General features: G+C 73.1%; 20 protein-coding genes. 12 read left to right on the top strand and 8 right to left on the bottom strand.

The genetic code is table 11. The annotated features are described in order from the left end of the window. Positions 1-6: 6 nt before the first annotated feature. From IH61_RS0103160 to IH61_RS42450, 3 genes are read left to right on the top strand one after another with little or no spacing between them, the layout of a single operon-like run. Entirely contained in the window at positions 7-1,050 is a 1,044-nt protein-coding gene (locus IH61_RS0103160; RefSeq protein WP_031064512.1) for a thioesterase II family protein, read from the top strand. Further along, the gene (locus tag IH61_RS0103155; protein WP_051836166.1) at positions 1,047-2,885 is read left to right on the top strand and encodes an amino acid adenylation domain-containing protein; all 1,839 of its coding nucleotides are present in this window, start codon (positions 1,047-1,049) and stop codon (positions 2,883-2,885) included. The genes IH61_RS0103160 and IH61_RS0103155 overlap by 4 nt, the downstream gene beginning before the upstream one ends. Further along, positions 2,882-4,501 carry a class I SAM-dependent methyltransferase gene (locus IH61_RS42450; protein ID WP_051836165.1) on the top strand — a complete coding sequence of 540 codons (1,620 nt, stop codon included), beginning with the start codon at positions 2,882-2,884 and terminating at the stop codon, positions 4,499-4,501. The genes IH61_RS0103155 and IH61_RS42450 overlap by 4 nt, the downstream gene beginning before the upstream one ends. Positions 4,502-4,550: 49 nt before the next feature. Here IH61_RS42450 and IH61_RS0103145 read toward each other — a convergent pair whose 3' ends face one another. Continuing rightward, the gene (locus IH61_RS0103145; RefSeq protein WP_051836164.1) at positions 4,551-6,353 is read right to left on the bottom strand and encodes a non-ribosomal peptide synthetase; all 1,803 of its coding nucleotides are present in this window, start codon (positions 6,351-6,353) and stop codon (positions 4,551-4,553) included. A 231-nt stretch (positions 6,354-6,584) separates the two neighbouring features. Between IH61_RS0103145 and IH61_RS0103140 the strand changes: the two genes are divergently transcribed. Beyond that, the gene (locus tag IH61_RS0103140; RefSeq protein WP_031064505.1) at positions 6,585-7,841 is read left to right on the top strand and encodes a cation:proton antiporter; all 1,257 of its coding nucleotides are present in this window, start codon (positions 6,585-6,587) and stop codon (positions 7,839-7,841) included. A gap of 235 nt (positions 7,842-8,076) precedes the next feature. On the opposite strand, the gene IH61_RS47610 is transcribed toward IH61_RS0103140, so the two are convergent. Further along, positions 8,077-9,120, bottom strand: coding sequence for a hypothetical protein (locus tag IH61_RS47610; protein WP_199823257.1), 1,044 nt, complete (start codon positions 9,118-9,120; stop codon positions 8,077-8,079). 201 nt (positions 9,121-9,321) lie between these two features. Then, a complete protein-coding gene (locus tag IH61_RS0103125; RefSeq protein ID WP_031064503.1) occupies positions 9,322-10,023 on the bottom strand; it encodes an NAD(P)-dependent oxidoreductase in 702 nt (233 codons plus the stop codon). Positions 10,024-10,172: 149 nt separating this feature from the next. Between IH61_RS0103125 and IH61_RS0103120 the strand changes: the two genes are divergently transcribed. The 4 genes from IH61_RS0103120 to IH61_RS0103105 all read left to right on the top strand — a co-directional run bounded on the left by IH61_RS0103120 (position 10,173) and on the right by IH61_RS0103105 (position 12,746). Continuing rightward, the gene (locus IH61_RS0103120) at positions 10,173-10,895 is read left to right on the top strand and encodes a TetR/AcrR family transcriptional regulator (RefSeq protein ID WP_031064502.1); all 723 of its coding nucleotides are present in this window, start codon (positions 10,173-10,175) and stop codon (positions 10,893-10,895) included. A gap of 355 nt (positions 10,896-11,250) precedes the next feature. Next, on the top strand, positions 11,251-11,658 hold the full coding sequence (locus tag IH61_RS0103115) for a hypothetical protein (RefSeq protein WP_031064499.1): 408 nt from the start codon (positions 11,251-11,253) through the stop codon (positions 11,656-11,658). A 74-nt stretch (positions 11,659-11,732) separates the two neighbouring features. Then, on the top strand, positions 11,733-12,152 hold the full coding sequence (locus IH61_RS0103110; protein ID WP_031064497.1) for a hypothetical protein: 420 nt from the start codon (positions 11,733-11,735) through the stop codon (positions 12,150-12,152). Positions 12,153-12,248: 96 nt separating this feature from the next. Next, positions 12,249-12,746 carry an RNA polymerase sigma factor gene (locus tag IH61_RS0103105; protein ID WP_051836163.1) on the top strand — a complete coding sequence of 166 codons (498 nt, stop codon included), beginning with the start codon at positions 12,249-12,251 and terminating at the stop codon, positions 12,744-12,746. Positions 12,747-12,801: 55 nt separating this feature from the next. On the opposite strand, the gene IH61_RS0103100 is transcribed toward IH61_RS0103105, so the two are convergent. After that, entirely contained in the window at positions 12,802-13,158 is a 357-nt protein-coding gene (locus tag IH61_RS0103100; RefSeq protein ID WP_051836162.1) for an SH3 domain-containing protein, read from the bottom strand. Between the two features lie 37 nt (positions 13,159-13,195). Then, the gene (locus IH61_RS45540; RefSeq protein ID WP_051836161.1) at positions 13,196-13,591 is read right to left on the bottom strand and encodes a hypothetical protein; all 396 of its coding nucleotides are present in this window, start codon (positions 13,589-13,591) and stop codon (positions 13,196-13,198) included. A 129-nt stretch (positions 13,592-13,720) separates the two neighbouring features. On the opposite strand from IH61_RS45540, the gene IH61_RS0103090 reads away from it, so the two are divergent. Together IH61_RS0103090 and IH61_RS42440 are read left to right on the top strand one after the other, a co-directional pair. After that, a complete protein-coding gene (locus IH61_RS0103090) occupies positions 13,721-14,908 on the top strand; it encodes an NlpC/P60 family protein (RefSeq protein WP_031064486.1) in 1,188 nt (395 codons plus the stop codon). A gap of 51 nt (positions 14,909-14,959) precedes the next feature. Beyond that, complete coding sequence (locus IH61_RS42440) at positions 14,960-15,373, top strand: hypothetical protein (protein ID WP_051836160.1); 414 nt, start codon at positions 14,960-14,962, stop codon at positions 15,371-15,373. Positions 15,374-15,692: 319 nt separating this feature from the next. Here the strand turns inward: IH61_RS42440 and IH61_RS0103080 are convergent, their stop codons facing one another. The 3 genes from IH61_RS0103080 to IH61_RS46715 form a co-directional block, all read right to left on the bottom strand. Continuing rightward, positions 15,693-16,649, bottom strand: coding sequence for a GNAT family N-acetyltransferase (locus IH61_RS0103080; RefSeq protein WP_031064480.1), 957 nt, complete (start codon positions 16,647-16,649; stop codon positions 15,693-15,695). Between the two features lie 233 nt (positions 16,650-16,882). Further along, a complete protein-coding gene (locus tag IH61_RS49445; protein WP_267883986.1) occupies positions 16,883-17,014 on the bottom strand; it encodes a hypothetical protein in 132 nt (43 codons plus the stop codon). 94 nt (positions 17,015-17,108) lie between these two features. Next, positions 17,109-19,244 carry a NucA/NucB deoxyribonuclease domain-containing protein gene (locus IH61_RS46715; RefSeq protein ID WP_234327006.1) on the bottom strand — a complete coding sequence of 712 codons (2,136 nt, stop codon included), beginning with the start codon at positions 19,242-19,244 and terminating at the stop codon, positions 17,109-17,111. A 229-nt stretch (positions 19,245-19,473) separates the two neighbouring features. Here IH61_RS46715 and IH61_RS46710 point away from each other — a divergent pair, with 229 nt between their 5' ends. Next, the gene (locus tag IH61_RS46710) at positions 19,474-19,983 is read left to right on the top strand and encodes a hypothetical protein (RefSeq protein ID WP_031064471.1); all 510 of its coding nucleotides are present in this window, start codon (positions 19,474-19,476) and stop codon (positions 19,981-19,983) included. Positions 19,984-20,273: 290 nt separating this feature from the next. Next, entirely contained in the window at positions 20,274-22,991 is a 2,718-nt protein-coding gene (locus IH61_RS0103060) for a CHAT domain-containing protein (RefSeq protein WP_158844591.1), read from the top strand. Positions 22,992-23,008 lie beyond the last annotated feature (17 nt).

Raw genomic sequence — 23,008 nt, 5'->3', positions numbered from 1 at the left:
CGCCGTATGACCAAGGAATCCGCCGTCCGCCACGACCTCGTCGAGGACGAACTCCTGCGGATCTTCGAGGAGTTGCTCAAGATCGAAGGCATCGGCCGGAACGAGTGCTTCTTCGAGCTCGGCGGCCACTCGCTGCTCGCCGCCCAGCTGATCGCCCGGATCAGGAAACGGCTCGGCGCCGTCCTCCCGCTCTCCGTCCTGTTCGAGGACACCCCCGAGAGCGACGGGCGCCAACCCGCCACGGCCGCCTACCTCGCCGAGCGCATCCACGAACTGCTCGACGGCCCGGCTGTCTCGGCCACGCCGGACCCGGCCGGCGCGGTGCCCCTGCGGCGCCAGGGCACCGGCGCGCCGCTGTTCTGCGTGCACCCCGCCGGAGGCGAGATCACCGGCTTCCGCGAGCTGGCCGCGCACCTCGGCGCCGACCGGCCCGTCTACGGCCTGCACGCCCTCGGGGCGGCCGACGACGCGGACACCGAGGTCGAGTCCCTGGCCACCCGGCACCTGGAGCGCATCCGCGCCGTCCAGCCGCACGGGCCGTACGCGCTGCTCGGCTGGTCGATGGGGGCCGCGATCGCCTTCGAGATGGCCGGACGGCTGCGCGAGCAGGGCGAATCCGTCGAGCTGCTGGCACTGCTCGACGGCTACCTCGGCGCCGACCTGCCCGAGTACCGGCCGCTGGCGGAGGACCGGGCGCTCCAGGGCTTCGTCCAGCGCGCCTTCGGCCTGACCGCCGCGCAGGCTTCCGGCACCGAGACGGTCGAGGACCCGCAGCTGCTCGCCCGGCTGACGCGGTTCGAGTCCCACACCCGGGCGCTGCTGCGCTACCGGCCGGCCCGTCCGGTGGAGCGCGTCCTCCTGGTCTTCGCCGCCGCCGGCGACCCGGTCTACCAGCATCAGGCGGCCGACAGCTGGCAGGAGTTCACCGAGGCGCCGGTGGAGCCCCTCCGCACCCCGGGCGACCACTTCTCGATGTTCACCGAACCTCACGTGCGGGAGCTGGCCGCGCTGGTCACCGCCGCCCTGCCCACTCCTGGGGAGTCGGCATGACCGAGCAACTGCCGCAACTGCCGCAAGTGCCGCAACTGCCCAGCGTCCAGGCGATGTTCGCCGCCCAGCGGCTCGCCACCCCCGACCTTCCGGCGGCGGAGTACCGGGGCGAGCAGCTCACGTACGAGCAGCTCGGCCGCCGGGCGGACCACCTCGCGGCCCAGCTCGCCCGGCTCTGCGGCCCCGACACGGTGGTGTGCCTGGCCACCGACCGGTCCTTCCACTTCCCGATCGCCGTCCTGGGCATCCTCCGGGCCGGCGCGGCCTACCTGCCGCTGGACCTCGGATACCCGGCCGAGCGGCTGGAGTTCATGATCCGCGACAGCGGGGCCGCCGTCCTGCTCACCCAGCGCGACGCCCTCACCCGGCTGCCCGTCCCCGCCGGTGTCCGGGTGGTCCTGCTGGACGAGCTGCTCGAGACGGCTGCGCCGGACGCGCAGACCCGCCCGGAGCGAGCCGCCGCACCCGAGCAGCTCGCCTACGTGATGTACACCTCCGGCTCCACCGGTGTCCCCAAGGGCGTCGCGATGGGCCACGGGCCGCTGTCCAACCTGATCGCCTGGCAGCGGGCCGCCTCGGACTGCGGGCCCGAGTCGCGCACCCTCCAGTTCTCGCCCGCCAGCTTCGACGCCTCCTTCCAGGAGATGTTCAGCACCTGGGCCTGCGGCGGCTGCCTGGTGCTGGTCGACGAGGAGGTCCGCCGGGACTCCAACCGGCTGCTGGCCTTCGTCGACGAGGCCCGGGTCAACCGCGTCTTCATGCCGTTCGTGGCCCTGCAGGCGCTCGCCCGGGCGGCCGACGAGCAGCGGCGGTACCCGCTGTCGCTGACCGAGATCATCACGGCGGGCGAGCAGCTCCACGTCACCCCGGCGCTGCGGCGGTTCTTCACCGAGCTGCCGGACCTGACCCTGGAGAACCAGTACGGCCCCTCGGAGACCCACATCGTCACCGCCCTGCGGCTGGACCCCGACCCGGACGGCTGGCCGGAACTGCCCTCCATCGGACGGCCGATCAGCTCCGCGCGGATGTACGTGCTGGACGAGCACGGCCGCCCGCTGCCGGACGGCGCCGAGGGCGAACTCGGCATCGGCGGCCCGGTGCTGGCCCGCGGCTACCTGAACCGGCCCGTGCTCACCGCCGAGAAGTTCGTGCCGGACCCGGCCGGCGCCCCCGGCGCCCGGCTCTACCGCACGGGCGACCTCGGCCGGATCGAGCCGGACGGCCGCGTCGTCTTCCTCGGCCGGCGCGACGACCAGGTGAAGATCCGCGGGCACCGGGTCGAGCTCGGCGAGGTCGAGACCGCGCTCAAGGCCGTCCCCGGACCGGCGGACGCCGTGGTCGTCGTCCACGAGGGCGCCGGGACGGGCCGCCGGCTGATCGCCTACCTGCTCGCCGACGACGGGCAGGCTTCCACCGTACGGGAGCAGTTGGCCGCCGCGCTGCCCGGCTACATGGTGCCGTCCGTCTTCGTCGCCCTCGACCGCTTCCCGCTGACCCCCAGCGGCAAGGTCGACCGCCGCGCCCTGGCCGAGCGGCCCGTCGTCGTCACCTCCGCCGACCGCACCGCCGCCCAGGACGAGCTCGAGCGCGAGGTCCTGCGGCTGTACGAGCAGTCGGTGGGGCTGAGCGAGGTCGGCGTGCACGAGAACTTCTTCACCCTGGGCGGCGATTCACTGATCGCGGTCACCCTGCTGAGCCAGCTGAACGCGCGCTTCGGGGTGGAACTGGAACTGGCCGCCTTCATCGAGGAGCCGACCGTCGCCGCACTGAGCGCCCGGCTGCGCGAGCGGGCGGGCACCGAGGCCCCCACCACCGGGCGAGGAGCAAGCGCATGAGAATCCTGTGGATCCGCGAGGAGCCCGGCCCGGTCCCGGCGGGGCCGCGCCGGATCGCCACCGCCGCAGCGGAGTTGGAGATCGCGGCGGACGGGGATCGGGTCCTCGCCCGGCTCGACGGCACCGTGCTGGAGCGGGTCCGGCTGGACGGCAGAGTCTCCTCCCTGGCCCTCGGGCAGGATGGTCTGGTCACCGCCACCACGTCCGTCGGCACCGCCTACGGGCTGTGCCTGCGGCTCTCCGCTCAGGCGGCCGCCGCGCTGCTGGCGGCCGAGCGGCAGCTGCCCGCACCCGAGCGGGCGGCCCGCGCCGCCGAGCTCTACCTGGGCGCCGCCTCGACGGGCTTCGCCGTCCGGCGGCTGCGGCGGCTGGCCGACGCGGGCGCGATCGAGCCGGGCGAGGCGGATCGGGAGATCACCGGGGCCGTCCGTAACGACCCGCCGGCCGGCGACCCGGAGGCGGCCTTCGAGGCGGCCTCGGCGTTCGCCCGCAGCGGCTGCTTCGAGGAGGCGGTGGGCCACTACCAGGCCGCCTTCGCCGCCGAGCACCTGCGGGCCCGGGCACTGCACGGCATGGGCGACTGCTTCCAGGCCCTCGGCGCGGCCGCCGCCGCGGACTCCGTCTACCGCCGGGCCGCCGCCTGCGGGCCCTCCGAGGAGCAGAAGCAGGCCCTCTACGACCTGGCCCGGGGCCTCGGTGAGCGCGGCCGGACGGTGGAGGCGGCGCGGCAGTTGGAGTTCCTGCTGAGCTGGGACGCGGACTACCAGGACGCCTGGGCCCACCTGCGCAAGTTCCGGTCCGGACAGCCCGCGCAGGACGCCGACCTCACGGTGCCGCCCACGGTCTCCACCGTCCGGCGGCTGGCGGCGCGCGACCTGCTGCCCTCGGTCGACCAGCGCGGCATCGACGCCTACGACTCCTCCTTCTACCACCAGTTCGACAACACAGCCGTCCAGGACACCGTCAAGAAGCGGCTGGAGATGGTGCAGCTGCTGACCGCCGTCGACCCCACCCGGATCGGCAGCTCCCTCGACATCGGCAGCGGCACCCTGCGCTACCCGCAGGTGCTGGCCGGGTACGGCGTCCGCTCGGTCGGCATCGACCTGCGCGACTCCGGGGTCCGGGCCTGCGTCGAACCGGAGTGGCTGCGCCGCTTCGTGGTCGCCGACGGGACGGCGCTGCCGTTCCGGGACGGCTCCTTCGACCTCATCACCTGCATGATGGGCACGGTCAACCACCTCTCCGACGCGCAGCGGCTGCGGCTGTTCGCCCAGGCCCGGCGAACGCTGCGCCCCGGCGGCCGGCTGGTGGTCAGCGCCTGGGACCCGCGCTGCGCGTTCCAGAGCTTCCTGTCCTTCTACTCCCCGATGGAGCTCGCCCAGCTGCGCGGGCGCCTCACCGAGCCCTCCCAACTGGCCGAGGAGCTGCGCGGGTCCGGCTTCGGCGAGGTCGCCACGACACCGTTCTGCACCTTCCCCGACGCGCAGGCGGTCGGCGTCAGCGTCCCCGACGAGGACGCCGACACCCTGGCGGCGCTGGTCGAGCTCGACCACCTGCAGACCGCCCGGGACCCGGAGCGGGCCGGTCAGCTCTTCCTGCTGACGGCCCGTGCGTAGCGTCTTGCGGAGGTTGCTGATCCGTTCGGCAACCTCCGCAAGGCGGGCACTAGTTCTCGATGCCCGCGAACGCCTCGGCCAGCGTGTCCGTGGCGAGCACCCGGACACTGCGCAGGCCGATGCCGAGCCTGCGGCAGGCCGCGGCCAGCTTCATCGCCGTGATCGAATCCCCGCCCAGGGCGAGGAAGTTGTCCGTCGGACGGACCTCCGCCACCCCCAGCACCTGGGCGCACGCCCGGTAGGCTTCGGCCAGCCGGCCACCCCCGGCCGGGGGTGCCACGTCGTCCGTTGCGGTAAGGCCGATCCGCTCGGCCTCGGCCACCAGCGCGGCCCGGTCGAGCTTGCGGTGGGCGCTGAGCGGGAGCTCGTCCAGTGCGAGCAGCCGGTGCGGCACCATGTAGGCCGGAAGCCTGCGCTGCAGGTCGGCGCGCAACTCCGGTGCGTCCAGCCGGGATTGGCCGGGGCCCACGACGAAGGCCCAGAGCGCCTCGTGCGGGCGCACGGTGCGTACCACCGCGGCGGCCCGCACGCCGTCGACGGTCCGCAGCGCGGCCTCGATCTCGCCGAGTTCGACCCGGTAGCCCCGCACCTTGACCTGGTCGTCGGCCCGGCCCAGCACCGTCAGCCGGCCGTGGCCGTCGACCACCGCCTGGTCCCCGGTGCGGTAGTACACCCGCCCGTCCGCCCCGGACCGGACGAAGCTGCTCGCGGTCAGCTCGGGCAGGTTCAGGTAGCCCCGCGCCAGGCCGAGGCCCGCGATCAGCAGCTCGCCCGCCCCGTCCGGCCCCTGCTCCACCACCAGCTCCGTGTGGGGGATCGGGCGGCCCACCGGCACCGGGTCGCCCGGCGCGTAGTCGGCGAGCCTGAACTCCTCGCTCTCGTCGAGCCGTTGGAAGCAGCGTCCGACGATCGCCTCGGCGGGCCCGTAGTGGTTGTAGAGCGAGGCCGACGGGAAGAGCGCGCGCAGCGCGGCGACCTGGTCCGCCCTCAGCACCTCCCCGCCGATCAGCAGCACCCGGGCGCCGGGCAGGTCGCGCCGCCCGTCCAGCGCGGCCCGCAGCACCTCGATGTGCGAGGGGGTGAGCCGGACCAGGTCGAGGCTCTGGTCCTGGATCGCCTCCGCCAGGCTCTCGTGCTCGAACTCGGCCGGTGCCAGCCGCAGTTCACCACCGGTGACGAGGGGCAGGAAGAGGCTCGAGAGCGAGAAGTCGAAGCCGAGCGGACTGTGCAGCAGGCTGGTCACCGGCTGCCCGGCGGAGAACTCGGCGACCAGCCACTCCACGTAGTTGAGCAGACCGGCGTGCTCCACCAGGATGCCCTTGGGGCGCCCGGTCGAGCCCGAGGTGTAGATGACGTACGCCAGGTCCCCGGGCGCGGCCGCGACCTCCACGTCCTCCGCGACCTCGTCGGCCAGGGGCTGCGCGTCGAGCGGCAGGGCGCGCCGTCCACCGAAGTCCGGCTGCCGCTCCTGCCCGCCGAGCACCAGCGCGGCGTCCGCGTCCTCGACCATGAAGCCCAGCCGCTCGGCGGGCAGCGCCGGGTCCAGGTAGAGGAAGGCGCCGCCCGCCTTCAGGACCGCCAGCAGGGCGACGACCAGCTCCGGCGAGCGCTCCGCCGACACGCCGACCACCTGCCCCGGCCGGACGCCCTCCTGCCGCAGCCGCCGGGCCAGCCGGGACACGTCACCGGCGAGCTCCGCGTAGCCGATCCGGCGCTCCGCACCGGACACCGCCACCGCCCCGGGCGTCCGGGCGCACTGGCGGTCGATCAGCTCGACCACCGAGGAGGCGGACGGCGCGATGCCCTCCAACCCCTTCAGTGAATACCGGACCCCGGCCGACAGCTCTGTCATTTCGTCCACAAAACGATTCATCGTTCCCCCTGCTGGACAGTCAACCGTGCCAGCCGATGCTACCGCCTTTTCCTTTCCCTTCGCAGAGTCCGATTCGAATTTTTCTCCCCCCTCCCTCTCCGTGGCCGAAAAGGCTCATTCCGCGGATACCCCGACCTGTATCGCCGTATCGCCGTATCGCTGTTTCGCTGTACCGCCGTATCGTCGTATCGCTGTGAAAGGCCATTCAAGGTGACGTCACACCAGCTCGTCCTCTTCTTCGTCGGCCTGGCGGTCTGCCTCGGCTTCGCCCGCCTCTGCGGCCTCGCGGCGCAACGGCTGGGCCAGCCCGCGGTGATCGGCGAGATCCTCGCGGGCATCCTCCTCGGGCCCACCCTGTTCCACGGCGCGCACACCCGGCTGCTCTTCCCCGCCGGCGAACTGCCCTTCTTCAACGCGCTGGCGAACGTCGGCGTGGCCGTCTTCATGTTCGTCGTGGGCCTGGAGTTCGACCGCGGCCTCCTGAAGGGCCGGGGCCGGGCAGCGGGCGGCGTCGCCCTCGGCTCGATGCTGCTGCCCATGGTGCTCGGCGGCGCACTCGCCTTCGTCCTGGTGCGCAACCACCCCACCCACGACATGACCGGATTCGTGCTCTTCATGGCCGCCGCCATGTCCGTCACCGCGTTCCCGGTGCTGGCCCGCATCCTCACCGACCTCCGCATGCAGGGCACCCAACTGGGCGGACTCGCCCTCACCTGCGCCGCCGCCAGCGACGTACTGGCCTGGTCGGTCCTGGCCGTGGTGGTGGCGGTGGTGGGGAACGGCGGCGCCGACCAGTGGCGGCTGGTCCTCTTCCCGCTCTACCTGCTGCTGCTCTTCACGGTGGTGGGCCCGCTGCTGCGCCGCCTCTCACTCGGCCGACGCCCCGGCAGCGCCGGCAGCCTGACCACCGTGCTCGCCGGGCTGCTGGTCTCCGGAGCCCTGACCGAGTGGATGGGCCTGCACTTCATCTTCGGCGCCTTCGTCTTCGGCCTGGTCGTGCCCCGCGACGAGTCCGGGCAGTTCCGCCGCGAGATCGAGGGGGGCCTCGGCCGGATCGGCAACCTCCTCCTGATGCCGGTCTTCTTCCTCGCCGCCGGCCTCAAGGTCGACCTGTCCGTCATCAACCCCGCCTCCATCGGCGAGTTCGCCCTCATCCTGCTCGCCGCCATCGGCGGCAAGCTCGGCGGCGCCTACCTGGCGGCCCGCGCCTGCCGCATCGCCCGCCGGGAGTCCGCGGCGCTCGCGGCGCTGATGAACACCAGGGGCCTGACCGAGCTGGTGATCCTCAGCGTGGGGCTGCAACTCGGCATGCTCGACACCTCGCTGTACTCGCTGATGGTGCTGATGGCGGTCGTCACCACCGCCATGACCAGCCCACTGCTGATGGCGGTCTACCCGCGACGGCTTTTCGACCGCGAGCTGTCCGAACCCCGGAAGCGCCAGGTCCCGGAGTCGGCCGAGGTGTGAGTGTGCCGCCGCTTCAGCAGGAAATTCAGCTGCCTTTATCTCCTACCCGCTGAATAGAAATGGCCGGCGCTGTGTGGGCCGGGCAGGGAATGTGTGATCGGGATCCACCCCTGGAGTAGTCGAGGTCCGGTTCCAGTGCGTCGACCTCGGCGCACGCCTCGTCGATCAGGGCCCGGAACTCCTGGACATCCATCACGGCCCGCGTATGCCAGGCACTTCGGGACCGGTACGAGGGTCAAGCCACCGACAGCGTTCCGGGACTGCGGTTGTCGGTCGCCAGCACGTCGCCCGGCACCTTCGAACCGGCCTGGCGCCGGAATGCGCCGATCGCCGGGTCCGAGATGGAGACGGTGAGCCGGTAGGGCGGGTCACCGATGACGGTGTTGTGCGAGTCGATCGGCGCCGTCAGGCGCTGCGCGACGGCGAAGCCGTCGAAGCCCCGGCACAGCGCCTCGACCGGGAGGGTCACCTGCACGGAGGCGCCGCCCTCCGGTCCGACGTGGACGGTGCCACCTGCGCCGGGCGGAGCGTCCTCGACGCTCGTGACCGGGAGCCCGTGGGCCCCGGCGACCAGCCCGTCCGGGCCCTCGATCTCCACCGCCACGCCCTGCGGGCCGAGCGGCGCGGACAGGTCCAGCGTGTGACCGCCGGGGCCGGCGGCGAGATTCAGGCCGAACTCGAAGTGCCCGGGGTCCTTCGCCCCGGACCGCGAGAACCCGTAGGAGCCGAGCACGAGTTGCGGTCCAGGCGGCGCGACGGGCGGCTCCGACCCGAGGGCGTAGGTGAAGGACGCGGGCGTCGGCGCGAAGTAGTGGAAGCCCTTGGCCCCGCACCTGCTGCCGTCGGAAACCCCGCCGCCGGGCAGAGCCACGTCCGCACCCGGCCGAGGGGAGGCGGGCACGGCCCCCGGACCCCCCGGGCCGTCCCAGTTCATCACCCCGTACGGATCCGACCCGACCAGGACAGCCAGCAGCACCGCGAACGCCGTACCCGCGACCACCACCGTGCGCCGCCGCCCGGCCAGAACCCACCGCCGCCGTCGCACCGCGCCGGAACCCTCCCCCGGCGCCCACCGGCGACCCCCCGGATCCACCGGCGGCTCCACCCGCCAGCGCGCAGCGAGCATCCGCGCCCGCGCGCCCGGCTCCTTGACGGCGGCGTCCTTCACGAACCGCTCGTCCAGGACGAGCCCCTCGAACGGATCGGGTACCTCCCGCCCGGGCGCCACGGGCTCCGGCTCACGGGAAGAGGGCTGGTGGGGTTCCTCGGCAGTCGACACCGCGCCAGTATGCCCGCCCCCCTCGGACAGCCCCGCCGAGCACCCCTCACCCCGGTGCCCCCGGCACGCCAGGCGCCCTCGGGAGGGTGCCTGGCGACCGCCTGGCCGGTCGGCCGACGCGGCGGGCACGCATCTCTGACGATACGTCAACTACTTATGCAGGACTGTGCTGTTGACGGCGATCCGACCCAGCCCGCCGCCTCAGTAGCCGACGGTGAACCGGCGCTGGACGAAGCGAGGCAGTTCCGCCTCGTCCACCAGGGCGACTGCGGCGTCCTCCGCCGAGATCCGGCTCAGGCCGTCGGAGTCCAGCACGGGCCGGTCGCCGCCGACCCGGAAGCGGCCGGTGCGCTCGCCGGGGGCGATCTGCTCGGCGGGGCTGAAGTAGGTCCAGAGCCGGTTCGAGAGGCGCAGGACGTTCAGCGCCTCCCGGTGGCCGCGTACGGCGGCGGCGTACTCGCGGGGCAGGCCGATTTCGTCGAGCGACGCATGGATGAGCTCGTCGTGGTCGGCGCGGACGACGCCCGGCTCGGTCTCCAGGCTGCCGGCGCCACCGATGACGATCAGCCGGGTGCGGGTGTGGCTCTCCAGGGCCTTGACGAGGGCCTGGGCGGCAGCCGCGTAGACGGTCGGGTCCGCGATCGAGCGCCGGACGGTGTCGGCGAAGTCCTTCGCCGCGTTCCCGGGCTGGAAGCCGCTGATCAGGACGTCCAGGCCGGGCAGGACGGCGGCGATGCTCGCGGCGTCCAGGACGTCGACGCTCGCCCAGTCGAGGTTCTCCCGCCGGTCGGTGATCGCGGAGGCGTCCCGACTGAACGCCGTGACGCGGTGCCCGCGCCCGAGGGCCTCGGTGACGACCCGACTGCCGATGGTGCCGGTGGCTCCGATGACGCCGATGTGCATGGTTCTCCCCTTGGTTCATGCCGTGGTTCATGCCGTGGTCATGCCGGACGGACGGCGCAAGGCGGCCAAGCGGTCTCACGCCGTGCGAAAACTATACGGCGTGAAGTTTATGCACGGCAATCAGTGCGGTGACGCTGTAGAGTGAGCCCGTGGCAGGCACCCGAAGCACCGGACGACGCGAGCGACTGCGGGCCGAGACGACCGCCGAGATCAAGCGCACAGCGTTGGAGTTGATGGGCTCGGGCGGCCCCGACGCGATCACCCTGCGGGCGATCGCCCGCGAGATGGGCATGACCGCCAACGCCATCTACGGCTACTTCGCCACCCGCGACGACCTGGTCACCGTCCTCATCGCGGACGTCTACACCGCGCTCGCCGACGCCGTCGACGCCGCCTGGACCACGTCCGCACAGGCCGCCCCGGCCGAGCGGATCCGGGCCTGGGCGCACGCCTTCCGCAACTGGGCGCTCGCCAACCCCGAGGGCTTCCGGCTGATCTACGGCGACCCCGTCCCCGGCTACCGGGCCCCGGACGGCGGCGCCGCGCCGGACGCCGCCCGGCGGGTCTGCATCGGCATCGCCGCGCTGGCGGACACGGCGTGGGGCGACGCCGAACAGGCTTACGGGGACAGCGACTTCGACTGGGCCGACTTCGACCCCGGCCTCCTCGACAAGGTCCGCCCGGCCTTCCCCGCGCTACCGCCGGCCGGGGTGGCCCTGGCGCTGCGGATCTGGGGGCACCTGCACGGCCTGGTCTCGCTGGAGATCTACGGCCACCTGCACGCCCAGACACTCTCGCCGCAGAAGCTCTTCCACGCCGAACTCACCCAGCTCGTCCGCTCGTTGAACGTCGACGACAGTAACCGAGTGTGACTCTGGCGCTCTTGCACCGGGGCCGGGGCCGGGGCCGGGTGAGAACGGCAACGGCCACCACGTGACGGCCTGAGAGCGACGGCCTTTGTGGGCCTGGCCGTCCGACCTGGGCGGAACGAACCTCGACCGAGCCCCCGTCGGTCCGGCGGCGATCGAGCGGCGCGGCAACTATCCGCCGAAGGACCACAGTTCGCCGCCGAATGGATAGCCGAAGCATGCCGCCTGCGGGAACCGTAGGAGTTCGACGGCCGCGCTCTTCGAACCGAAGCCGCTCGCCGTCGAGGCCGTTCCGAGTCGGACTGCGCCTCCTTCCCTGCGGCTCCCCGACGGCCGTCCCCTCGAGAGGAGTTCCCTCATGCATCGTCCTTCCGCCGCTGCCACCGCCCGCCTGGCCACCGCCTTCGGACTCGCACTGGCCGCCTGCGGCCTGTTCGCGTCCCCGGCCTCCGCCGCGGTCGACCTCCACCAACCCTGCTACGCCAACTGGGGCTCGAGTGTGTGCACCACGGTGACCGCCATCGCCCCGGGCTCGTACCTCGCCCAGCACAACGCGCCGGACTACGCCCACGGGGTCCAGGAGGGCGTGAAGCTCCACAACGGCGACGAGGTGCCGCTCGTCTGCTGGACCACCGGGGCCCCCGACGCGGACGGGCACGGGGACACCTACTGGTTCCAGGTCTCCGAGGCCACCGTCTACGTGAACGACTACTACCTCAACACCGGGCGGTTCGCGGACTGGTCACCGCACGTCGACCACTGCTGACGGCCCGGCAGCGGGAGTTCGGCTCCCGCATCCCGTCATCCCGCACGAGCACCGAGAACACAGAGGAGAACACCATGAAGATGCTCGGCAGGCTCCGCCGCACCCAGGCTCTGGCCCTGGCCGCCACCGCCCTGGCCGGAGCCGTGGTGAGCGTCGGCTCCGCGGCCCCCGCCCACGCCACCGGCGGGCCCTCCTGCACCACGACCGTCCACGTCTGGGCGAACGACGTGCGGGTCCACAGCCCCTGGGACGGCGGCCGGATCCTCAACCAGCCGACCATCGGCACGGTCAACGCGGGGAACTACTGCGTCGACAGCGAGTGGATCGGCGACGAGGCGTCCTACGGGGCCTACCACAACAACCGGTGGGCGTGGATCGCCTTCCCCGGCACCGACAGGTGGGGCTGGATCAGCGGGATCTTCGTCAGCGGCGGCCCCAACGGCGACAGCGACATCATCGACATCTACGGCCAACCCGTCCCGTACTTCGGGTGACCGGCCCCACGACCTGATCCTTCTCCGCCCCGGAGGGCGGCGCGCGCGTCCCCCAACCGCGCGCGCCGCCCTTCACGTGCCTCTGGGGAACGTCCTATGAGCACCATGAACCAGGCCGAGTTCGACGCCGCCTTCACCGAGGTGATGCCCCGGCTGCGCCGCCGGCTGCTGGCTATGACCGGAAACCCGTACGACGCGGACGACCTGCTCCAGGACACCTACCTGCGGCTCTCCCGCCGCGCGAGGACGCGCCCCCTCACCCTCCAGCAGCCCCCGTACGCCTACGCCTCCGCCACCGCGCTCAACCTGCTTCGGGACTCCTGGCGGCAGCCCTCGCGCCGGGAGACAGCCACCGGCCGGATGCCGGAACCGTGCTGGGACGGAGGGGTCGAGCACTGCGAAACCCGGTTCGCGGCACTGGAGTTACTCGCCCTGCTGTCCCCGAAGGAGGCCGCCGCGGTGATCCTGGTGGACCTGGAGGGGCTCACCCACGACGCGGCGGGCGAACATCTGGGCGCGCACCGGGGGACCGTCCAGCGCAACCGGATGCGCGGCCTCGCCAAAATGCGGGCCGCGCTGGCCGAGGCGCGGTAAGCAGCGAAGCGGGGGGCGGGCGCCTGGCCCCGCCCCCGTTTCGGGCTGCTCGGTCTCAGCAGGTCGCGTCGGCCGGCAGCCCCGCGTACTCGTTCCCCTTGAGGTAGACCGCGCTGGCCCACCCCTCGGTGAAGCCGATCCATACGTCGTTGGTGTAACCGTGGTCCCGGACGGTCTCGCCGTGGGTCCAGCACATGGCGTCCGTACGGGTCTCCCCGGCCCGGACCTGACCGAAGGCGCGGGAGGAAGTCGTGGGCTTCGTACGAATGTTGACGGTCTCGTACGCAGTGACGCTGTACGGGCCGAGCGTGCGCGCCCCGGCCGTCGGGGCGGTGGCCAGCAGGACGGCCGAGGCGGCGAGGACGACGACGGCGGACGTGGCGCCGCGGCGGCGGGACGGGAATCGGGGCACAGCGGTCTCCTGACGTGGAAGGCGGTGGGTGGACGGGTCAGACACAGCTGTCGGGGCCCGGGATGCCGGGCGCGGGCCGGTCGTTGTCGCCCCCGCGCACGTAAACGGCGCTGATCCAGCCGACCTGGCCGTGCGCGGCGACCTCGACCCAGTAGGCGTTCGCGTAGGTCCCGTCGACGACGCGGTCGCCGAGGGCCTGGCAGTAGGCGGAGACGTACTCGCGCCCGAGGCGCACACCGGTGGGCCGGCAGGCGTCGGACAGTTGCGGGCACGGACGCAGGTTCACGTCGCTCGCCCAGACGTACGCCTCGTAGGCGGGCAGCGGGGCTGCGGCCGCGGGCGACGCGAGCAGCGCGCCGCCCAGCGCCGCGGCGGACGCGAGGGCGGCGGCCCAGCGGCGCCGGGCGGTCGTCGGCACTTCGGACAGAGCCATGTCGTCTCCCATGGTCGGCGGGGGCATCCGGGAGACGTCGAAAGGCCGGAGCGGATATGAGCGGCAGGGCCGTGACGCACGTCACTTCGAGCAGGGACATACCGCCTCGACCCCGGAACCGTCCTCGGGATGACACACCGTCAACGGAGGAAGTGCACCGTGACCACCACCATCAGGACGCCCCGCGTCGCCGGCCGCTCGCTGGCCGCCCTCGCCGCCCTCGCCCTCTCCGTCGCCCTGCCCGCGGCGGCGCACGCCGCGCCCGAGGGCCCCGCGTCCACCCAGGCCGCCTGCGACGTCCTCGCCCCGGGCGCGTCCGCCACCGCCGAGGCTTCCGTCCGCGCCGCGTGCAGCCAGCTCGGCGTCTGGTACAGCTGGGGCGGCGGCCACGGCGCCACCCCGGGCCCGACGTACGGCTACTACGACGGCTCCGACCCCGCCAGCCTCCACGACGACGAGCGCCTGGGCTTCGACTGCTCCGGACTGGCCCGCTACGCCTACGCCCGGGCGACCGGTCGCGACCTGCTCAGCGGCACGGCCGACGACCAGTTCCACACCCCGGACGCGGCGGCCAGGTTCTCCGCCGCACAGGGCTCCGCGCCGCTGCTCCCCGGCGACCTGATGTTCTGGGGCAGCGGCCACATCCACCACGTCGCCGTCTACCTCGGCGCCGGACAGATGGTGGAGGCGTACCAGTCGGGCACCCACGTCCGGGTCACGCCGGTGCGCACCGGCGGCGACTACGCGGGCGCCGTCCGCATCGACGGCTCCGGCACGGTGCCGCCCCCGCCCGCCAACGGCGGCACCACCTTCGAGACCTGGGGCACCGACGTGCACACCCACTCCGCGCCCAGCGTCCACGCCTCCGTCACCGGCACCCTCCCCGGCCCCACCCAGGTGTCGGTGACGTGCCAGCAGCACGCCGAGACGGTCACCGCGGAGGGCTACACCAACGACCTCTGGTCCCGCCTCACCGACGGCTCCTGGCTGACCAACATCTACGTCAAGGGCCCGGCCTCACTCCCCGGCGTCCCGGACTGCGGCGGCACCCCCACCCCGCCGCCGAACGGCAGCAGCCAACCGTTCCAGACCTGGACCACCGACGTGCGCACCCACTCCCAGCCCAACGTCAACTCCCCCGCCGTGGACTACTTCCCGCAGCCCACCACCGTCAACGTGGTCTGCCAGGCCCACGCCCAGCAGGTGACCGCCGACGGCTACACCAACGACGCCTGGTCCCGCCTCACCGACGGCTCCTGGATCAGCAACATCTCCATCCAGGGCCCGGCCTGGCTCCCCGGCGTACCCACCTGCTGATCCCCGACGCACCGCCTTCCCTCCGACCGACACCGAAAGGAGAACCTCGCCATGCTCCCGAAGTCCACGACCCGCCGGCTCTCCCTGCGCGCGCTGTGCGCCACCCTGCTCGGCCTGACCGCCGCACTGGGCCTCATGTCCGCCCCCGCACAGGCGGACCCCACCACGACCACCGTCCACGTCTGGGCCAGCCAGGTCCGGGTGCGCGACTGCCTGGCCGTCACCTGCCGGCTGGCCACGCAGGAACAGGTCAGCAACACCAACGTGCAGGCGTTCTGCCAGAGATGGGGCGGCGCTGTCACCGACGGCCCCTACTACAACCACTACTGGGTCGAGATCATCACGCCCCAGCACACCCTGGGCTGGATCAGCGCCGTCTACGTCAGCGGCGGCTCCAACGACGGCCCGATCCCCGGCGTCCCGATCGAGACCGACTTCCACCCCGTGGTCTGCGAGTACCTGTAGCCCGCGGCCGCCACAGAAAACCGAAGGCCCGCATCCGATCCGACATCCGGATTCCTGCGATGAGGGCAAGGTTCTGCTCCTGCGCGACGGCCTGCACGATCCCGCTGGGATCGTGCAGGCCGTCGCCGTGTCGCGGGACACCTGCAGGACGAGGACCGGAGCACCGGCGACAAGGCGGGGGCGGCTGCGGGCCACGAGCGCACCGAGGCGGGCTTCGCGAAGCTCTTCGACCGGGCCGGCCTTCGACTCTCCCGGATCCTCCCGACGTCGACGGTGCTCTCCGTGGTCGAGGCCGTCCCGGCCTGACGGGGCCTCGCCGTCAGCTCCAGGTCATGGTGATCTCCCGCTCGAAGTTGACGTATCCGGCGCGGCGGAAGGCGTTCGCCATCGGGACGTTGCCGAGGTCCGTGGACGCCCGGATGCGGGGGACGTCCTGCCCGGCGAGGATGCGGGTGCCCTCGGCGAGGACCTCGTCGATGTACCCGTTGCCCCGGTGCGGGGGCAGGACGGCGAGGTAGGCGATGATCGGGTTGTAGCCGTTGTGGGCCGGGATGACGAACCCGATCGGCTCTCCGTCGGGCAGGGTCGCGACCCGCCACCAGTCCCTCGGGCTGGTGTAGCGCGCCAACTCGTCCTCGTAGTGCCGCAGGGCCGTCTCCTGCGGCGGCATCCGGGTCAGGTCGGCGCGGCTGTGGGCGTCCAGGGTCCCGTCCAGGGCCGAGGACATGAGGCCCACGAGCTCCTCCCCGTCGCGGACCGGCCGGAAGGCCAGCCGCCCGTCGGGCTCGGGAACGGGCGTTCCCGGACGCCACTCCAGGCGCAGCCGTTCGACGAGCGGCCGGGCACCGGTCCGCTCGAGGACGGCCATGCGGTCCTCGACGGCCCGCCTCGTCGCCGCGCTCTCGCGCCAGTCGGACGCCACGAAGCGGCTGTACTCGGGGAGCGGCGCCCCGGTCGGGAGGACGGCGGCCATCGCGGCGCGCAGAAGCCGCACCCCGACGTCCACGTGATCGCCGTCCCCGGCGGTGGGAAGGTCGGCAATGTCGGGGATGTCGGGCGCGTCGGCGACGTCGAGCACGTCCAGGATGAGCGGCGCGTCGCCGCCCGGTCGGCTCCACCAGGCCACCCTGGCGAGCAGCCGGTCGCCGCGCACGGCGACCCACATCCACTCGGGACGTCGGCGGCCGACGGCGAGGTCGTCCGCCAGCTCCCCGTTCAGGGCGTACGGCAGTTGGCAGAAGAGGTCGAGTTCTTCGCGCCCGGCGATCGGACGCATGGTCAGGTCGTACGTTTCCACGGTCAAGGCACACTCCGGTGAAGGCGCCCGTCCGCTCCGGGGTCAGACGCGGTCCGCACCCTGGGAGGAGACAAGCGCAGTGATCATGGCGTTCATGGGCTTTATCCCTCCTCTCTCCGTCGTGGCCCTCGGCCCATGTGCCGAAGTTCCAGCGGCAGGTCTATCGGACCGCCACCCTCGCCCGCAAACCCTTTTCCGGGCCGGTGCCGGCGTCAGCCCGTGATGCGGTCGATCACCAGCCGCTCGAAGAGGTCGTCCTTCAGTTCGTCCCGGTACTGCTCGACCGAACGGTGCGCGGCCGCCGGTGAGTGAGGGGTGGTGACGGCGCACTCGGCGCGACGCAAGAAGGGGGCGGGCTTCCGCTTCGCGTCGTTCGCGTCCGAGTGCGCCGCCCCCTCCACGCCAACGCGCCGTAGGCGGTACGGAGTTCGCGAGAGCCTAGGGTTTGGCCGGCGGCGCTCCCCCGGTGGTCGTGAGGGTGAAGTCGTCCTGGTCGACGACCCGTTGGGTGCGGTAGAACGCGCCGAGCAGGCTGCCGCTCCTCTTGTTCTGCCCGTCGTCGATCATGCAGACGCTGTAGCCGGTCGGGCCGGTGGCGATCGGCAGGTCCGCTACGTGGCAGTTCTCGTGGACGGTTCGGCCGGGGCCGTTCGACAGGGCCGAGCCCTGGTACGTCGAGGCGAACGGGTACTCGTCGCAGGACCGGCCGGCGAGCTGCCGGGCGGCGTACACCGGGCCCGAACGGGGGCAGGACATCTGCCGGTTGATGTCCCGCTTCACCTGGTCGGTCAGGCGGCTCAGCGGACGGCCGGCGCCGCCGGGCAGTCCGGAGCGGACGGCTTCCTGGACGTGCCAGGTCTGCTCCGGCACGAGGGCGGTCAGCTCGAACGTGGGCGTGGAGCCGGGCACCACGCAGCCCTGCCGGTACTTGCGGGCCATCTTGAAGGTGGAGTCGCAGCGGAAGCCGCTGTACCGGTACGTCCCGCTGTTGGAGGCGGTGACGTTGGGCGCGAGGTTGCCGAGGTTCCAGGTGATCTGGAAGCCGGGGCTCCATTGGGTGTTGTCCGGCTTGGTCTGCTGCTTCCAGGTGACCACGAAGGTCTTGACGCTGTTGGGGCTGACGGGCGATCCGCTGGCGGGGCCGTCGACGCTGTAGGCGCCGGAGCCGTAGCCGAGGTACGTCGGCTGGTACACGAAGGTGGGCTTGCCGACCTCGCCCGTGAAGTTCCCGAACTCGACCCGGAACTCCTGCTGGAGGGCGCCGGACTTGTGCGAGCTCAGGATCCCCGACTTCACGGCGTACTCCATCCTCCCGATCTCGGCGCCCTTGGTGTCGCGGACCCTGACCGCGAGATTGGACCAGGTCGCGCAGGCGTGCTTGCGCTCCACCTTCCAGCGGCTGTCGAACGGGTCCCTGGTGCACCACTCGGGGATGAACCGGCCCTGGGTGTCGGGGCCGTCCGCGATCGGCAGGTCCCGTGCGGCGCGGGGCGCGGCGGTGGCCGTCCCCTCCTCCGTGCAGGACTCGCCGGACCGGCAGGGCTCCAGACTGCCCGCCTTGTCCTGGGTGACCCTCGCGCTCACGCCGAGGCCCGCGTCCGCGGCGAAGTCCTGCCAGGTCACCGGTTCGGGCTCGTCCACGTCGGTGTCCCCGCTCTCGACGTCGGGGTCGGGGACGCCTGCGGCGACGGGGTCGGTGGGGAATCCCATGGTGCCGAACTGGAAGTCCTGGTCCCAGGAGGAGCCGCGGGGCCGCTGGTCGGCGACCGGGTAGCCGTAGGGGCCGCGTTCGTAGCCGGACAGGGTCCACTTGTCGAGCAGCCCGCCGCTGACCGGGTGGGCGCCGTAGGCGGCCGTCCAGTAGATCATCCCGTGCTCGAAGCGGGCGCCCCGTCCGATCCCGTCCGGGGTGGCGAACTCGTCGCTGACCGGGTAGCCGAGGTAGCCGGTCTCCCAGCCCGCCTCGCCCCACTTGTCGCGGATGGCGCCGCGCACCGCGTACGCCTCGTTGAGCTTCCAGTAGATCGTGGCGTGCTCGAAGTACTGCCGCCGCCCGATGTTGTCCGGGTTCACGGCCTCGTCGGAGGTGGGGTAGCCCAGCGGCCCGGCCTCGTAGCCGTTGCGGGCCCAGGCGGCGAAGAAGTGGTTCACCACCGGGTGGGCGCCGCCCTGCGGGGACCAGTAGATGGGCCCGTTGACGAACTCGGTGCGCTTGCCGTACCCGTCCGGATTGGTCAGCTCGTTCGACTTCGGGAAGGACAGGAAGCTGTTCGGGCCCCCGAGTTCGTTGTACTTGTCCCGGATCGCGCCGCACACCGCGTACGGCGCCGGCCAGTACACCTGGCACCCCGGGGCCGCGTCCCGGCGGGCCTCCAGCGTCTCGGCCCGGTCCGCCTCCGCCTTGCTGAACCCCGCGGGCACGCCCTCCCGGTCCGACCGCATCTTCCCGGCCACCACCTCGCTCCTCGGCACCGCGGTCGGACGCCAACCGGCCTCGGCCGGTACCGCGTTCGCGACCGTGGTCCCGCCGACCATCGCGACCGCCATGACCACGGGCAGCAGCAGACGCCGCATGAACACCACCGATCCCCTCCCTCCTCCAGCACGCGGCGGGACCGGTCCCGCCGCCCACGGCCAGTAGACCGCACGTGTACTGTCCATGACAGTCACTCACTCGGGTGAATCTCCACGGCCGGAGCCTCGGCACGGTCAACCGGCGAGCGGGTGACAAACGGCCAAATCGCACCGATCCCCGCAAAAGAGCGGTAAGTTGACCGCTGCCGACCGTGGGGAGAAGCGCGACATGACCATCGACCAGGCTGCCCTCGGCAGTGCCGTGAAGGCCGTCATCGCCGCGGCCGGTGGCGATGACACGGAGGCCATGTACGAGGCCGTGATGCCGCCGGCGGGTGTGGACACGCCTCCGGCGGAGGCCGCCAACTGGTTCGGGCTGCTGCTCATCCATCTGGCGCTCACCGCGGCGCGTGCCTCGCACCTGGAGCAGGGCTGCTCCAGGGAGGCCGTCGCGGGGTGGATCGGGGACGTGCTCGGCCCGCTGCCCACCCCGGCGCTGCTGCGCGGCGAGGACCCCGGCCGGATCGACCACGTCGAGGCGGTGAAGGCCGTGGAGGCGTACGCCCGGTGCCGCGACTACGCCGTCGACCTGGTCCGGATCGGCCTGACCGACCCGGAGGAGGAGCCGGACCCCCGGGGCGTCGACGCCCACTGCGCGGTGACGAACGACAAGCGGACCCGGATCACGGTGATGGCGCTCCTCGGCCGCCTCGCCGCCGACCCCGCCGCGCGGGGCTGACCGCACGCTCCCGCAGCGGGCGGGAACGGGCAGGAGCGGGCCCGCTGCGCGCTGCCCCCTTTCCCTTGCCCGCTTCCCGCTTCCCGCCGCCCGCGGTTCGGGCCGACGGGCGACCCCTGCGTGGACGACACCGTCAACGCCCACCCGGCGAGCGACGGCCTGCCGAGGACCGATCCGACCTGCGCGAAGCCGCAGTCGGTCCCCCGCACCTCGGGCGGCCGTTCACCCTCTATGCTCGGTGCCGAAACGGGGCTGCCCAGTGGCCGCCTCCGGTAGCCGGGGCGGGGTTTGTGACAGATCGTCTGCTGGTCGAGTGCGGGGTCGATGGGCTGGTGACGGTCCGGGAGTGGCCCTCGGGTGAGCTCTATCCGACGGTCGCCGCTCCGGCGGCTCCCCTGCGGTGGCCCCTCGACAAGCACGACCTGGAGGAGCTCCGCTGGTACCTGGAGCAGTACCTGAGCACCCCGTTCGGGGTCTACGGCGACCGCGGGAGCGCGGTCGAGGCCCGGCTGCCGGTCTGGGGGGCCCGCATCTTCAAAGCGGTGTTCGGTTCCGGCCCGGCCCGTGACGCCTACCTCCGGGCCCGGGCGCGGGGCGGTCCGACGGAGGTCGTGATCCTCTCCTCCAGCGCCGGGCCGCTGGGCCTGCCCTGGGAGCTGATGGCCGACCCGGAGCGGCCCACGCCGGTCGCCCTCGACCGGGTGGCGCTCTCCCGGGGCCTCCTCACGGCCCATTCGACCGAGGTGGCGCGGGTCAGCGCCTCGCGCCTGCGGGTCCTGATGGTGATCACCCGGCCGGACGGACCGCAGCCGGACGGACCGCAGGACGTGGGCTACCGGATGATCGCCCGGCCGCTGCTCCGCCGTCTGGCGCCCCTGCGCGAGACGGTCGACCTGGTCGTGCTGCGCCCGCCGACCCTCGAACGCCTCGCGGAGGTGCTGGCCGAGGCCAGGGCGGCCGGCGAGCCGTTCCAGGTCGTGCACTTCGACGGCCACGGCGTCTTCGAGCACACCCCGCGGCCCGTCGACCGCTTCTCCCCGCGCTCCTTCGACGGCTCGGGCCCGCAGGGAACGCTCGCGTTCGAACACCCCACGGGCGGGCAGGACCTGGTGCCGGCCGAGCGGGTGGCCGGGGTGCTCGCGCAGGCCCGGGTGCCGATCGTCGTGCTGAACGCCTGCCGGTCCGCGGCGGCCGGTTCCCGGGTGGAGGCCGCGGTCGCCACCCGGCTCCTCCAGGAAGGCACCGCGGCCGTGGTCGCGCTGGCCTACAGCGTCCACGCGGCGGCCGCCGCCGAGTTCATGGCGGCCTTCTACGGGCGCCTGCTGGCGGGCGACCGCGTCACGGAGGCCGTCGCGGCGGGCCGCCGGAGGCTCGCGACGGCCGACGAACGGCCCTCGCCGAAGGGGCTGTTGCCGCTGGCCGACTGGATGGTCCCCGTTCTGTACGCCCGCAGCGAGGCCGGCTTCCCCTGGCTCCGGGGGGCGGGCCCCGTACCGCCCGGGCCCGAGGAGCGCCACGACACGCACGACACGCACGAGGACCCGGACCTGGCCGCCGAGGGCGAGTTCGTCGGCCGTGACGCCCTGTTCCACACCCTGGAGTCCGCCGCGAGGCTGCACCGCGTGGTCGTCCTGCACGGACCGGCCGGCACCGGGAAGACCGAACTCGCCAAGGCGTTCGGGCGCTGGTACCGCGACACCGGCGCGGTCGACGCCCCGGAACTGGTCGTCCGGCACTCCTTCGAACCCGGCGTCGCCACCTTCGGCCTGGACGGGGTGGTCAACGCCCTCGGGCAGCGTCTGGGCGACGAGGACTTCCCGTACCTGGACCGCGCCGCACGCCGCGCCCGGGTCGAGGACTCCCTGCGCACCCGGCGGATGCTGCTGATCTGGGACAACTTCGAGGCCGCGCACACGATGCCCGACCCCGCCCGGGCGACCCCGCCGCTGTCCGGGACCGAGCGGACGGAGCTCCGCGCCTTCCTCGCCCGCGTCGCCGAGGGCGGGCGCAGCACCGTCCTCCTCACCAGCCGCACCGAGGAACAGTGGCTGGGCGACCTCCGCCGGGTCGCCGTACCCGGCCTCGAGCCGGAGGAGGCGCACGAGTACGCCGACCAGCTGCTCGCTCCCCACCCGCAGGCCCGCCGGCGCCGGGAGGCGCGCGCCTTCGGGGAGCTCATGCGCCGGCTGGACGGTCACCCGCTGAGCCTGCGGCTGGTCCTCCCCCACCTGGAGACCACGGACGCCCGGGACCTGCTCGACGCCCTGCGGGGCACCCTGCTCGACGCCCTGCGGAGCGCCGCTCCCCCGCCGGAGTCCGCCGACGGGGGCCGGACCGCCTCCCTGGGCGCGAGCATCGCGTACTCCCTCGGCCACCTGTCCGACGCCGACCAACAGGCGCTCACCGTGCTCGCACTCTTCCGGGGCGTCGCGGACAGCAGCCTGCTCGCGGCCTACTCACGCGTCCCCCGGTGCCCGGAGCCCTTCCGGTGGCGCAGCGCGCAGGAGTGGGAGGGCCTGCTCGCGCGCGCCGCCCGGGTGGGCCTGCTCACCTCCCTCGGCAGCGGCCAGTACCGCGTCCACCCCGCCCTGCCGGCCCACCTCCGGGCGCCCGGAAACCCCGTCGGGCCCGGCGCCGTCGACCCCGCCTTCCTGGAGACCTGCGGGATGTTCGGCGACTGGGTGACGCGGAAGCTGGAGAGCGGAGAGGCCGACCCCGCCCTCGGCCTGCTCCACCGCAACAGACTCACGCTCAGCGCCGCCCTGGGGCACGCCGTCGCCCACGGCTTCTGGGAGCACGCCCGGTCCGTGGCCCAGGCGCTGCACCGGTACTGGGAGCTCCGGGGCCTGTTCGCGGAGCGGCAGGCGTGGGCGGACCGCATCCGTCTGGCCGTCGAGACCGTCGACGGCGAGCCGCCCGCCGCCGGCGAGCCCGCGCGGGCGCTGTGGCAGTTCATGACCGCGTCCCGTTCCCAGGCCGGTACCGGGGGGACCACGTCGAGTCCCTGACCGTGACGACCGCCCAC

Origin of the sequence: Streptomyces sp. NRRL WC-3742 (assembly GCF_000720635.1) — a bacterium.
Classification (GTDB): domain Bacteria; phylum Actinomycetota; class Actinomycetes; order Streptomycetales; family Streptomycetaceae; genus Kitasatospora.
This window is presented reverse-complemented; position numbering and strand designations above follow the sequence as displayed.